The organism is Bacillus fonticola, assembly GCF_012955605.1.
GTDB lineage: Bacteria > Bacillota > Bacilli > Bacillales > JC228 > Bacillus_CG > Bacillus_CG fonticola.
Map to the genome: position 1 here is coordinate 1,855,624 of NZ_CP052135.1, position 12,701 is coordinate 1,868,324.

Annotated in this window: 13 protein-coding genes; 2 read left to right on the forward strand and 11 right to left on the reverse strand. The window is 43.0% G+C overall.

The features are described 5' to 3' along the window. Nucleotides 1-11: 11 nt before the first annotated feature. A complete protein-coding gene (locus tag HHK01_RS09085) occupies nt 12-149 on the forward strand; it encodes a YpzI family protein (RefSeq protein ID WP_170007490.1) in 138 nt (45 codons plus the stop codon). 129 nt (nt 150-278) lie between these two features. On the opposite strand, the gene fni is transcribed toward HHK01_RS09085, so the two are convergent. The 9 genes from fni to prsW all read right to left on the reverse strand — a co-directional run bounded on the left by fni (nt 279) and on the right by prsW (nt 8,464). Beyond that, nucleotides 279-1,310 carry a type 2 isopentenyl-diphosphate Delta-isomerase gene (gene fni / locus HHK01_RS09090; protein WP_170007491.1) on the reverse strand — a complete coding sequence of 344 codons (1,032 nt, stop codon included), beginning with the start codon at nt 1,308-1,310 and terminating at the stop codon, nt 279-281. A 64-nt stretch (nt 1,311-1,374) separates the two neighbouring features. Further along, nucleotides 1,375-2,508: a 30S ribosomal protein S1 gene (gene rpsA / locus HHK01_RS09095; protein WP_170007492.1), complete on the reverse strand. Its 1,134-nt coding sequence runs from the start codon at nt 2,506-2,508 to the stop codon at nt 1,375-1,377. Between the two features lie 229 nt (nt 2,509-2,737). Further along, nucleotides 2,738-3,334, reverse strand: coding sequence for a lysophospholipid acyltransferase family protein (locus HHK01_RS09100; protein ID WP_170007493.1), 597 nt, complete (start codon nt 3,332-3,334; stop codon nt 2,738-2,740). Next, nucleotides 3,331-4,002 (reverse strand): (d)CMP kinase, encoded by a 672-nt coding sequence (cmk, locus tag HHK01_RS09105; protein ID WP_170007494.1) that lies wholly within the window; start codon nt 4,000-4,002, stop codon nt 3,331-3,333. The genes HHK01_RS09100 and cmk overlap by 4 nt, the downstream gene beginning before the upstream one ends. A 121-nt stretch (nt 4,003-4,123) precedes the next feature. After that, the gene (locus HHK01_RS09110; protein WP_170007495.1) at nt 4,124-4,315 is read right to left on the reverse strand and encodes a YpfB family protein; all 192 of its coding nucleotides are present in this window, start codon (nt 4,313-4,315) and stop codon (nt 4,124-4,126) included. A gap of 61 nt (nt 4,316-4,376) precedes the next feature. Beyond that, nucleotides 4,377-5,060 carry a flagellar brake protein gene (locus tag HHK01_RS09115; protein WP_170007496.1) on the reverse strand — a complete coding sequence of 228 codons (684 nt, stop codon included), beginning with the start codon at nt 5,058-5,060 and terminating at the stop codon, nt 4,377-4,379. 117 nt (nt 5,061-5,177) lie between these two features. After that, on the reverse strand, nt 5,178-6,524 hold the full coding sequence (gene ypeB, locus HHK01_RS09120; protein ID WP_170007497.1) for a germination protein YpeB: 1,347 nt from the start codon (nt 6,522-6,524) through the stop codon (nt 5,178-5,180). 14 nt (nt 6,525-6,538) lie between these two features. Continuing rightward, nucleotides 6,539-7,573 carry a cell wall hydrolase gene (locus tag HHK01_RS09125; protein ID WP_407646902.1) on the reverse strand — a complete coding sequence of 345 codons (1,035 nt, stop codon included), beginning with the start codon at nt 7,571-7,573 and terminating at the stop codon, nt 6,539-6,541. Between the two features lie 219 nt (nt 7,574-7,792). Further along, nucleotides 7,793-8,464: a glutamic-type intramembrane protease PrsW gene (prsW, locus tag HHK01_RS09130; RefSeq protein WP_170007498.1), complete on the reverse strand. Its 672-nt coding sequence runs from the start codon at nt 8,462-8,464 to the stop codon at nt 7,793-7,795. A gap of 656 nt (nt 8,465-9,120) precedes the next feature. Between prsW and HHK01_RS09135 the strand changes: the two genes are divergently transcribed. After that, complete coding sequence (locus tag HHK01_RS09135) at nt 9,121-10,092, forward strand: asparaginase (RefSeq protein ID WP_170007499.1); 972 nt, start codon at nt 9,121-9,123, stop codon at nt 10,090-10,092. 210 nt (nt 10,093-10,302) lie between these two features. Here HHK01_RS09135 and HHK01_RS09140 read toward each other — a convergent pair whose 3' ends face one another. Both HHK01_RS09140 and HHK01_RS09145 read right to left on the reverse strand, forming a co-directional pair. After that, entirely contained in the window at nt 10,303-11,286 is a 984-nt protein-coding gene (locus HHK01_RS09140) for a YpdA family putative bacillithiol disulfide reductase (RefSeq protein ID WP_170007500.1), read from the reverse strand. Nucleotides 11,287-11,379: 93 nt separating this feature from the next. Beyond that, on the reverse strand, nt 11,380-12,657 hold the full coding sequence (locus HHK01_RS09145; RefSeq protein WP_170007501.1) for a Glu/Leu/Phe/Val family dehydrogenase: 1,278 nt from the start codon (nt 12,655-12,657) through the stop codon (nt 11,380-11,382). Between the last annotated feature and the right edge of the window lie 44 nt (nt 12,658-12,701).

Genomic DNA, 12,701 nt, shown 5'->3' on the forward strand with positions numbered 1-12,701 from the left:
GGCGTGCGAATATGGGACGTGATCGTCAAGAACGGAAATTAAAGGCCGAAAAACGTGTGGAGAGTGACCGGGACCAAGCGATGACTCATGATGGTGCAACGAAGCTAGAGAAAGACGGAGAAATAGGGCCGCAACCAAAACAGCAATAAAAAAGGGCTGAACGAAAGGATGTCATATCCTTGATGTCCAGCCTTCACCGTTTCAACAGTTAATCGTATTGTAATGAAGTTGCAATTTTAAAACAAGCGCACGATACAATGTATCGTGCGCTTTGTTTATTAATCTAAAAACCCCCGCACAAAGGCATGCTGATACAGCTCGCCTTTCAGTATGTATGGGACATTGTGTAACTCAGAAATAGCCTTCGCACCCACTGCCGTCATAAAAAAGGTCAAATCACGATGCAACTCATCCAAACACTGAGAGAGCCCTTCTTGTCCCTCTTCTGTCAACGTACGAAGAAACACACCTGCCATTCCTACTGCATCTGCACCTAGTACAAGTGCAGTAAAAACGTCATCGCTCGTCTCGATTCCACCAGACGCAAGCGTAGGTCCACTTTGGTGGGCATTTTTAGCCTCCAATAAACTTGCCGCTGTCGAAATACCCCAATGATTAAACCCAGGAATGGTTCGAGTACGACGTTTGTTTTCGATAACAGCAAAGTTGGTACCGCCGCGCCCACCAACGTCTACAGCGCTCACTCCGACTGCTCGAAGTTTGTCCACTGTTTCCTTTGTCATTCCAAAGCCGACCTCTTTTACAATAACCGGACACTCTACTTTTTTTACAATGTGCTCAATACGCCCTAGAGCACCCGTAAAGTCACGATCTCCTTCGGGCATTGTTAACTCTTGGATGACGTTTAAATGAATTTGAAGGGCGTTTGCTTCGATCATGTCCACTGCACGACGGGCTTGATCGACAGTTGCCTCACTACCTAAGTTTGCAAAACAAATACCACGTGGATGCTTTTTCCGAACAATCTTATAAGAAGCTTCCTCTACAGGATCCCTCAAGGCAGCCATTTGTGAGCCTATCGCCATGGCAAGATTCCACTCTGCTGCCACTTCAGCAAGTAGTCCATTGATTTTTTCTGTTTCACGCCCACCACCGCCTGTCATCGCATTCACAAAAATTGGCGAACCTAAAAAAAGTTCGCCAATATGCGTTGACAGATCAACATCACTTACAGCACAGTTTGGTAAGCTGTTAGGTAGAACTTGCACATCTTGAAACCCATTTCCACCTGAAGAACCTGTTTCAATAGCATGCGCAATGTGCTCTACCTTTCGTTGCTGTCGACTCATGTCATCACCATTATTTTTAAGGGTTTCAAGAAACGCCCGCGGATTGCGAGCGTTAACAGTAAATTTATTTTAACCCTTTTAATTTATCTCCGATTACCTCACTGAGAGAAAATCCTTTTGATTCCTCAGGAAGTTCGTAGTTATCATATGAAGAAGTAGATTCCTCGAGCTCTTTAATACTAAGTGAAAGGCGCTCTGCCTCTTCATTCACATCAAGTACCTTCACGTCAATTTCTTGACCTTCTTCGAGTACTTCATTTGGAGTGCCAATGTGCTTATGAGAAATTTGCGAGATGTGTACAAGTCCTTCAACCCCTGGAAACACTTCCACAAAAGCTCCATAAGAAACAATCCGTCTTACGGTCCCTTTAAGAACCGTTCCACGTGGCGCTTTTTCGGAAATATTTTGCCAAGGCCCAGGTAGTGTTTCTTTAATTGAAAGGGAGATCCGCTCGTTGTCACGATCAACTGAAAGAACCTTCACTTGTACCGTTTGACCTACTTCGACAACGTCAGAAGGTTTCTCAACGTGTTCGTGTGCTAACTGGGAGACATGTACAAGACCGTCAACTCCACCAATGTCTACAAATGCTCCAAAGTCCGTTAAGCGTTGAACGGTACCTTCCAATTGTTGTCCTGCTTCGATAGCAGTTAAGACGTCCTGTTTCTTTTTCGCTTTCCCTTCTTCAAGAACAGCACGGTGGGAAAGGATTAGGCGTGATTTTTCACGATCAAATTCAACGATTTTAAAATCCATTACTCTTCCTTGATATTCAGAGAAGTCTTCTACAAAGTGATCTTCCACAAGAGACGCAGGAACAAAGCCTCGTACGCCTAAATCGACAACAAGTCCGCCTTTCACAACTTCTTTCACTTCTGAAGCGATTGTTTCGCCATGTTGAAAGGCTGTTTCTAAGCGCTCCCACGCTTTTTCTGCTTCCACTTTTCGTTTTGAAAGAATAAGGGCTTCCTCTTCTACTTTTAACACTTGAAGAGTGAGCGTATCCCCTTCCTTCACAACGTCGGTCGCTTTTTCTACATGCAAGCTGGATAGCTCGCTAATCGGAAGTATTCCGTCTAGTTTGCTGTCTTGAATGTCCACGAGTACTTGTTTTTCTTCGACTTTTGTAACGGTACCTGTCACTTCAGAGCCGACCTCAAACACTTTCACTTCGACTTGGTTCATGTCTTCTACCATGTGTACTCCTCCTTCAGCCTGACTACTCTACTACAAATATAGCATAAACTTTCAAAAAACTACATGAATTGTCCCCTATAGAACATGCGAGGTCTGGAATCTTTCTCATTTAGTGTAGCGACATAAAGGATGCTAAGCAGTACGCAACGTCGTGCTGCGACGCTCAGCTCTCCAACATCCTGTCGTCTCACGTTCTTATGTGCGACGATACACGACTACTTTAACAAAATCAACCAACACGACTCCCTCTTTGTTCATCGAGCAAATGCTGAATTTCCTCCATAATAATGCTAGTTGCTTCTTCTGCTGAAATTTTTTCTGTACGGTAGCTCTCAAAATCAATCGGCTTGCCAAACACTATCTTCAATCTCGAAAAGGGTTTGTACGGTCCGATGATGGCACAAGGGACGATAGCCGCTTCAGATCGCAGGGCAAAAAAACCTGCACCCGCTAATGCTTTTTGAATTTGCCCATCCTTGCTTCTGGTTCCCTCAGGAAACAAACCTAAGACGGCTCCTTCTTTCAAAGCTTTTAAGCCGGTACGAAGAGCTTCACGGTCTCCTTTTCCTCTCCGTACAGGAAACGCATGTACTTTCGGTAAGACTGTTTTTAAAATGGGTGCTTCAAACAGCTCTTGCTTCGCCATGTAAGATACCGGGCGTGGAGCTGCTACCCCGAGTGCAGGTGGATCTAAGTTTGAGATATGGTTACAGCAAAGCAACACGCCTCCCTCTTTTGGGAAGTTCTCCGATCCAATTACTTTGAAACGGAAAATCGGCTTCATAACACCAGCTACAATAGATCTTGCAAAATGGTAAAAACTCACTCCACGTCCATCCTTTCTGATGCGAGCGAAAGAATAGATTGCACGACCTCGTCTATAGTGCGACACGTTGTATCGATTTCTACTGCATCAACCGCTTTTTTTAACGGAGAAACCTCTCGTTCAGAATCTATTCGATCTCGACGAGCGATTTCCTCTTTTAACTTTTCGAAATTAACAGAAAAGCCTTTTTGTTTGTTTTCTTCATATCGTCTTTTGGCACGCTCCTCGACAGAGGCGAGCAGAAACACTTTGCATTCAGCATGGGGGAGTACGTCGGTGCCAATATCCCTACCATCCATCACTACTCCACCTTGTTTGGCAAGTTGTTGCTGCCTTTTCACCATATCTTCTCGCACCCCACGTTGGGCTGCGACATAGGAAACATTTTGTGTCACCAAATCTGTTCGAATAGCTTCAGTTACATCTTCTCCGTCCACAAACACGATTTGTCCTACATCACTCTGTTTTAAGAAAATGCTTATCTTTTGTAACAAGGCGACCAACTCATCCTCTTCATGGACCGAAATGCCAACTTGCATAGCCCTATATGTTAACGCTCTATACATTGCACCTGTATCGATATAAATATAATGGAGCGTTTCTGCAACTCGTTTTGCGACCGTACTTTTTCCAGCTGCTGCAGGTCCATCAATAGCAATTGAAATCATCTCTTTCGCGTTCCTCCTCTTTCTTGCCTATAACCCGTCTCATTCTACCATAGAACGACTCAGTCTACCGTAATAATCTCTCCTGAAAGACATACAAAAAACGGGGCATAGTGCACCCCGTTTACTCGTCTGGAGTTGCGCCTGAAAATGTCTCCAGTATATTCGTAAAGTTCTGTTTTGTTACGCCCTCATAAAAAGTAATTGATTTCCATTCCTCTAACACATCTGGCCTATGAAACCATCCTTGAATGATGATTAACAAAGCTAAGTGGATGAACACAAGCTTTTTAACGATTCGTTCCCCTCGTTGCATCCTGATACCACTCCCAAGTTTTACTACTAGAGTGGTCAGGCAATCGCTTCTCTATACATCTCTAGATGGCTTGGCTTTTTCTTCTCATTTCTAATTGTCTTTCGAAACAGTACCGCGTAATGAGTTGTTTCTCTTTTTCAGTCGTTTCTTGAAATTCTAATGTGACAAGCGTTCTTTCCCTCTTTTCAATAAACCGAATAACTTTTGTCTGTACCTTGACGTATCGGGTACCATTTTGAAAAGGGAGCACAAGGAGCGTTTCGTAAATCTCATCTTTTTGGAAAGGCAAATGAGGTTTAAAGACAGCGGCCAATCCACCTGCACTAATATCTGTTGTCACCGTATGAAACGTTTTTTGCGGTGGGTTAACGGATGTAAAGGCAACGTCAATCATAGCTTCTACGCGCACAAACTCTCTTCGTTGAATTTTCTCCATTTTGTTTACCTCAGGGAGAAAGCAAACAATCATAGGGACTCTGTCTTTTTTGCGCCCAACAATATGTGTTCTAAAGCCTAACGCCTGCCCTGCTGCATTCACAAATTGCACCTTGAAATACGTATCATTTGAAAGGAAAACTGTTTTACCACTTGTGTTATCTACTGGGTACTGCATCGCAAATGCATCTTGTGATACGTCCGCTACTTTGCTCCGTAATTTTTTTACTGACCCATCCTCTTGTTTCCATTCAATTTGTAAAGAGGTCCCTATCTCGATCAAACCGATCACCTCACAAAAATTTTTCATTATCTCCATTATATGTGAACAAATCGTGACAAGGAACCACTTGGTAAAAAAAACACGCCTACTAGTAGACTCAGTAGACGTGTTGTCATTGTGGTTGAGATGGTTATGAACATGTACTTATACTAAATTTTCGTAAATCGGTTCTGCGTTTTGAAGTTTTTCAATTTCTTCCTCTACACCATTGTTCGCATTAATGAAAATGCGATACGTGTCATTATTTAAGGTAGCTAGAAACTCATAGGATAGTACTTCTTCTCCCAGTTCGTTCACGATAATACTTAAGCGATCATCTTGAACTTTCACGTTGGAATTCAGCATACTTTTTGCTTCTTCTTTTGAGATTGTAGGCTCTGGGATGTCACGTGTTTTGTGTGACTTCAAATATTCTTCTGCAGTAAAGTTCAAGATAGATCCATCGTCCAAGGCTACTTTTATCGAAATCGCATCAGGATAAATACGGACTCCATCTTCAGAAATGGATACGAACGTAAATAGTCCTACATTATCATATTGTGTACTTTCAAATAATTCCATATCCATAAAGTTGTGCTCTTTTAAAAACTTTTCTGCTTCTTTACTTGCTTCATTTAAACTAATATTTTGATCTGTAATATCACGATTCTGAAGGAGGTAGATCGGGTATCCCCCTTTTCTCGTGATATCCATTGTTGCTTCCCAATTGCCTTTTTTATACGTCACGCTGTAGAACCCATTTTCCTTATTCGGACCACCCTTTGCAATGGTCATTTTGGCGTTCTTTGGAACAGGAATATATTTTTCAGCAATTTTTCTAGCTTCTTCTTTGTTAATAAAATCTCCATCTAAGTCCTTGTACCCAATCTCTTTCTCGCGCGAGGACACCTGGTTTGGACCAAAACCTGTTTCATCATAACCATCAACCGTTTTCTCGACCGTTTTGAACCCATCAATGATCGTATTATCAGTAGTTTCTTCACCGGAGGCCAATGCCATCTCAACGTCCATCCAGCGAAGGTTATCTTGAATCACCATATTTTGAACCGTGCGCAGCTCTTCTTGCATCGTGGCTGCTTGTTCGTAAAGGCTCTGAAGTGTTTCTTGTTCCTCACTAGTAAGGGGATCCTTCTCTAAATTTCGTACTGCTGTTCTATGACTGAATTCCCCTACTTGTGCAAGAAACTCCTCTGTTTTGTTAAAAGGCAATAACGTTAATGGTAGTTGCCCCACGTCATTATGGGCTTCAGAAGTAATGCGCCACACATCTGCCAGTGCAGGTGATAGTGACTTTTGCGTATTCATGGCAAGTGTGGCACCGATTTTATCATGTAGTAAGTCTACCTGATAGGTTAAATCGTGAAAGGCCCGTTGATAGTTGTTCTCTGCATTGATGAGGATTGCATTTTTTTCTTGGTGCTCTTGGTATCCCCAAAATGCTGTTCCACCGACTGCAACTGCAAGTACTCCGATGAGGATTCCTCTAATCATCTGTCTGCCTCCTCCTATTCACCGAATATGTGTTTTCCAATTCGTTTGATTTGCGGACGTGACCAAATCCAATTGCTTGTTGCCGTTTCTGGATTGAAGTAATACAATGCACCTTCCGATGGATCCCATCCATTAATTGCGTCTAAAACAGCTTGACGGGCTGTTTCATTCGGTGTTAAGTAAATTTGTCCGTCAGCAACAGCAGTGAAAGCACCAGGTTCAAAGATCACCCCAGCAGCCGTATTCGGAAACTGTGGACTATCCACACGATTTAATATAACGGCAGCAACGGCAACCTGCCCCTCGTACGGTTCTCCTCGTGCTTCACCGTAAACGGCATTTGACATGACCTGAATGTCATTTTGACTAAAGCCGTTCGGTGTGTTAGAAGCAGTCGGTTTATTAGGCTGCTGTTCTTGCTGAGTTTCTGTTTCTGAACCTTGATCTGGTGGTGGAGCCTCTTCAGTGTCACCTTCACCCGTATTTGGTGTAGGTGCCTGATTAGTGCCTGGATCTGATGGTTGTTCGTCTTTATGGGCAGCTCCTTTGTCACCGGCTTTTCCTGCTCCTGGGTCACCGGATTTTCCTGTTCCTTGGCCTTTCTTCGGATCAGTACTTGGCGCTTTTTCACTACCTTGTGGGTTATCCTTTGGGCCAGACTGTTTATCTAAACCTGTCCCTCCGTAATGTGTAAAATCTCGATCATTACGGATATTCTTTTTTACAAATTGCTTGTTATACTTAGTTGCTTTTTCGAGCATGTGCTTTGTTTCTTCACCGACAAGCCCATCAATCTCCATTCCAAATGCTTCTTGGAAGTTACGAACTGCCCAATAAGTCCCCCATCCGTAAACCCCATCAATCTCACCGTTGTAGTATCCGTTGTATTGAAGTCGCGCCTGCAATTCTATTACGTCTTCTCCTACAGCCCCTTTCTGTATTACTTGTTCCGAAAATGCACTTGCCTCCTGCATATTACCTGTAAAGAAAATAGCGGTTGCAAGGGTAAAGATGAGGAACCACTTTACCTGTCTAGACATCCATTCCATGTAGTTACCCTCCAATTGTTGGTCTGAAGTTAACTCTATTTTTGTGAGAAGAGGTTAGAAATATACAAAACAACACCCTATCTTGTTAGTGGTAGATTTGACCAGTTAGAAATGAATCGAAAAAAATCACTAAAAAGCGCCTCCCTTATACAAAGAGAGACGCACACATTTTATGTTTGAATGGAGTAGCTGATAGGATGTACTAGTTGTGGTTCACATTTACGGAATCGCTATTTTCTTTTTTCTTTCCACGTAGTGACGCGCCATTTTTACCTTTCGTAACGCAAACCACCACAAGAATAACATAAACGGAATGATGAGTACGACCCATTCCGTGCGCGTTCGCAAAATAACGTCATACGTACCATGTAAAAAAATAGGCACAAGAAGGGACAAAAAGAGAAAGCGGGACTTTAACGGTTGGTTTGAAAACTTCCCCTTCCCGATATAAAAGCCCATAATGACCCCAAATAGCGCGTGACTAGACACGGGAAGTAACGCACGACCCAGTGCATACTCAACACCATTGGCCAATAAGTACAAAATGTTTTCCATTGTAGCAAATCCAAGGGATACACTTACCGCATACACGATGCCATCATATGGATCATCAAATTCTACATGCGTATAGGCTGTATAAAACAAGACAAACCATTTGAAAAATTCCTCCAGAAAGCCTATAGAAAGAAACGATTTAGCAAACAAAGATTGCCAAATCCCCTCTACTTCAAACACATACTGGATAAACATCAGTGGAAATACAAGCAGTGCACCAAACATAAACGCTCGAATCACGACGGAAATAGGCTCTTGATCGTAATTATCTCGTAAGTAAAAATAACTTAATAAGGCAAATCCAGGAGCAATTCCCGCAGATAGGATAGAAATCATACCATCAACCCTTTAATATCCATTTACTTCATCGTATCATGGAATAGGAGGATACGGGTGAGAAGTTGAAAAAAGTGTACATAATCAGATTGAAATTTTTGGATAGGCTGTTTTCTGAAAGATTGTTGCTTTATTAATGAAATCTCATTACACAGTAGCTGTATGATGCGACATAAGACACCGCTCCGGAAATACACTTCGCTAGTTTTGATTGTACTAAGAAAATGTTGAATGTTTTCCATGAGACCATGTGTAATTCCACAATAGTATTCAACTTCATACTTAGTAAGGGAAATTATGTAATACTTACTATTCGTTGATTGGAGCGGAAGGCGGCGACTCCTGCGGGATCAGCGGGACAGGTGAGACGTGTCTAGCTACAGCGGTCTGCTCCCGTCTGAAAATAACCTTCGTCTTTTGAGGCAAAAAGCGCCTCTAAAGCCAAAGAACATCTTTCAGAGGGAGCAAAACGGACCGCTTCCGCATTTCATTTCGCAAGAGCGCAGCGATGAGGAGGCTCACCGCCCGCCCCGCGGAAAGCGTCCGCCTGCAGCGGAAATCAACATAGCAGTATGTCACATCATGGGATAACTGTTTAATAAAAACAACAAAGGATACGAAAAGAGCCTTTGGATAAAAGAGAAAGGTGTGTACTTATGAAACCAACACTACTACTTATTCATACTGGCGGGACCATCTCAATGGCAGAAGATGAACAACAGTCTGTGTCCCCTCAGACAACTAATCCGCTTCTTCGTGAAACACACCTTATTGAATCGTACTGCTTTGTAGACGTATTGGAACTATTTCACCTCCCCTCACCACATATTACATTCGAGGAAATGAAACAATTGCGAGACGTCATTATAGACGCAATAGCACGGAAAACGTATGACGGTGTTGTCATCACACACGGTACTGATACTCTCGAAGAAACTGCCTATTTCTTAGATATAACACTCGAAGTAAATGTCCCCATCGTATTAACAGGTGCGATGCGTTCTAGTAACGAAATTGGCAGCGATGGATTGTACAACTTGGTAAGCGCAGTTAGGACAGCTATTTGTCCTGAAGCAAAGGGGAAAGGCGTTATGGTCGTTCTCAATGATGAAATCCATACAGCGAAAAATGTAACGAAAACTCATGCATCCAATGTATCTACTTTCCAAAGTCCCCAATATGGACCCATTGGAATTGTGACCAAAACAAAAGTACGGTTTCACCATGCACCCATTCGCCGGGAGTGGATTCCTTTCACTAATGAATCTATTCCCAATGTGCCAATTGTCAAGGCTTACGCAGGAATGGACGACACTCTTTTACGAGCATTGGAAGGCAGAATCGACGGACTTGTCGTCGAAGCATTAGGACAAGGGAACCTTCCCCCAAAAGCAGCCCACGGTGTGTGCAGGTTGAAAGATAGCGGTACTCCCATCGTTGTCGTGTCTCGTTGCTTCAACGGTATTGCCCAGGAAGTGTACAAATATGAAGGCGGGGGGAAATGGCTACACGACCGGGGCATCCAGTTTGCTTACGGATTAAATGGTCCGAAAGCGCGCATTAAGTTGATGCTTGCGTTGGCAAAATACGGGCAAGACCTGCTTCTAGAAGACTTGTTTCAAGAATAACTACAAAAAAACGTTCATGAACACCACACTCAACCTATGTATGGAAATTGGAGATAAAGCAGTCTAGTTTTGATCAAGGCGGTGTGAGCAGAGCCCCAAGTAATCGGAAGTTACCTATGCGAAGTTGTACTCTAAATAAGTTAGTGAACATGGTTGGGACTCGGCGTCGCTCCGCCCCTTTTCCGCAAAAAAGAAGGAGTGCATAAAGCCCTACTGCTTTTGCACTCCTTCTCTTGTTGCGATGCATTCCGCAATTTGCCCCCCGTGAAATCGTCCGTTCTCAATGAATATTTCGTTTGCATTATTTCCTGCAGCAATGACTCCTGCAATAAAACAGTTTCTCACGTTTGTTTCCATCGTCTCTTCTGAAAAAGTAGGTCGTCCTGTTTCTTCATCGGATTTCACGCCAATGCGACGGAGAAATGCATGATCTGGTCGATATCCTGTCATCGCAAATACCACATCAGCAGGTACAGACTTTTCTTCTCCATCTTTTTCAAAAAATACACTCTCTGGGGTAAATGCTTTAACGTTAGCACGGAACTCCATTTGAATCGTTCCATTTCGTACTAGAGCTTCAAACTCTGGCAAAATCCACGGCTTTACACTTGACGAGTATGTATCACCTCTGTATAACACGGTTACGTAAGCTCCTGCAAAGACAAGTTCTAACGCAGCATCCACACTTGAGTTTTTACCGCCAATCACGACAGCACGTTGCTGAAAATACGGATGCGCTTCGTGAAAATAATGATGTATGTGAGGTAAATCTTCACCAAGTACGCCCATAACATTTGGATGATCATAATATCCAGTTGCGACAACGACATATTTAGCTTTGTATGTATCTTTTGTCGTTGTAATATGGAAGGTTTCACCATGCTGCTCCTTTTCAATCTTAGTAACAGTTTCAAATCTATGTATGCGTGGTTGTTCTCTTTCAACAACAGAACGATAATAGGCGAGCGCCTGATTTCGTTTTGGCTTTCGGTTCTCTGTAATAAAAGGAACGCCCCCAATTTCAAGCTTTTCACTCGAGCTAAAAAAGGTTTGATGCGTCGGGTAGTGGTAAATGGAATTCACAATGTTCCCTTTTTCAATAATGAGTGGTTGGAACCCTTTCTTTTGTAAAGCAAGGGAAGCGGCAATTCCGCATGGCCCACCACCGATAATAATTATGTCTTCATGCCCCACCTAAGACACCCCTCTACTCATGATGCTTAACAACACTAAATCCCCTATCAACACTATGATAGGGGATTTTAGGTAATCGTGCAAAATATGTGATTAGATCCAGCCCCGGAAACGACAAGCTTCTGCCATTTTGCGCACGCCAACCATGTAAGCAGCAAGACGCATGTCAACACGACGATTTTGTGCGGTTTCGTAAACGCTGTTAAAGCCTTTTACGATGACCTTTTCTAGCTTCTCCTCTACTTCCTCTTCAGTCCAGTAGTAACCTTGGTTATTTTGAACCCATTCAAAGTAAGATACTGTCACTCCACCAGACGAAGCAAGTACATCAGGAACAAGGAGAATCCCTCGTTCTGTTAATATGCGCGTTGCTTCTAGCGTTGTCGGTCCATTTGCCGCTTCCACTACGATAGAGGCACGAATGTTAGAAGCATTTTCCTCAGTGATTTGATTCTCAATCGCTGCCGGGACAAGAATATCACAATCTAATTCCAGTAGCTCCTTGTTAGAGATCGTGTTTTTAAATAGCTTTGTTACCGTACCAAAGCTATCTCGTCGATCAAGTAAATAGTCGATATCTAGACCATCCGGATCGTACAAGCCTCCGTAAGCATCGGAAATTCCAACCACTTTTGCCCCTGCATTATGCATGAACTTAGAAAGGAAACTCCCTGCATTCCCAAAGCCTTGTACAACAACACGTGCACCCTCTAGAGAAATTCCTTTTTTCTTAGCAGCTTCATGAATACAAATGGTCACCCCTTTTGCTGTGGCAGACTCACGACCGTGCGAGCCTCCTAGGACAAGAGGTTTCCCTGTAATAAAGCCTGGAGAGTTGAATTCGTCAATTCGACTATACTCATCCATCATCCATGCCATAATTTGTGAATTCGTAAACACGTCTGGAGCTGGGATATCCTTTGTTGGGCCAACGATCTGACTAATTGCGCGAACATAGCCACGACTCAATCGTTCTAGCTCACGGAACGACATTTCCCGTGGATCACAAACGATACCACCCTTTCCTCCACCATAAGGAAGATCGACAATTCCACATTTCAGACTCATCCAAATCGAGAGTGCCTTCACTTCTCTTTCCGTCACATCTGGATGAAAACGGATCCCACCTTTTGTTGGACCAACTGCATCGTTATGCTGAGCACGATAACCAGTAAATACTTTTGTTGTGCCATCGTCCATTTTTACTGGAATTTTGACGGTAAGCATACGAATTGGCTCTTTTAGTAATTCATAAACATCTTGTGGATACCCAAGTTTATCGAGTGCGTGATGAATCACGGTTTGTGTGGATTTCAGCACGTCTAAACTTTCTTCGTGATTCGTTCGTTCAGCGCCCTTCTCGGCTCCCATTATTGTAAACCTCCTGTGTTTGAAGCAAAAATGTAGGATGAAAG

What these genes read in the sequence shown, in the direction of transcription:
- HHK01_RS09085 (WP_170007490.1), top strand. Translation starts at nt 12, where the DNA reads ATGGGACGTGATCGTCAAGAACGGAAATTAAAGGCCGAAAAACGTGTG.
- fni (WP_170007491.1), bottom strand. Translation starts at nt 1,310, where the DNA reads ATGAGTCGACAGCAACGAAAGGTAGAGCACATTGCGCATGCTATTGAA.
- rpsA (WP_170007492.1), bottom strand. Translation starts at nt 2,508, where the DNA reads ATGGTAGAAGACATGAACCAAGTCGAAGTGAAAGTGTTTGAGGTCGGC.
- cmk (WP_170007494.1), bottom strand. Translation starts at nt 4,002, where the DNA reads ATGATTTCAATTGCTATTGATGGACCTGCAGCAGCTGGAAAAAGTACG.
- HHK01_RS09110 (WP_170007495.1), bottom strand. Translation starts at nt 4,315, where the DNA reads ATGCAACGAGGGGAACGAATCGTTAAAAAGCTTGTGTTCATCCACTTA.
- HHK01_RS09115 (WP_170007496.1), bottom strand. Translation starts at nt 5,060, where the DNA reads ATGAAAAATTTTTGTGAGGTGATCGGTTTGATCGAGATAGGGACCTCT.
- ypeB (WP_170007497.1), bottom strand. Translation starts at nt 6,524, where the DNA reads ATGATTAGAGGAATCCTCATCGGAGTACTTGCAGTTGCAGTCGGTGGA.
- HHK01_RS09125 (WP_407646902.1), bottom strand. Translation starts at nt 7,573, where the DNA reads ATGGAATGGATGTCTAGACAGGTAAAGTGGTTCCTCATCTTTACCCTT.
- prsW (WP_170007498.1), bottom strand. Translation starts at nt 8,464, where the DNA reads ATGATTTCTATCCTATCTGCGGGAATTGCTCCTGGATTTGCCTTATTA.
- HHK01_RS09135 (WP_170007499.1), top strand. Translation starts at nt 9,121, where the DNA reads ATGAAACCAACACTACTACTTATTCATACTGGCGGGACCATCTCAATG.
- HHK01_RS09145 (WP_170007501.1), bottom strand. Translation starts at nt 12,657, where the DNA reads ATGGGAGCCGAGAAGGGCGCTGAACGAACGAATCACGAAGAAAGTTTA.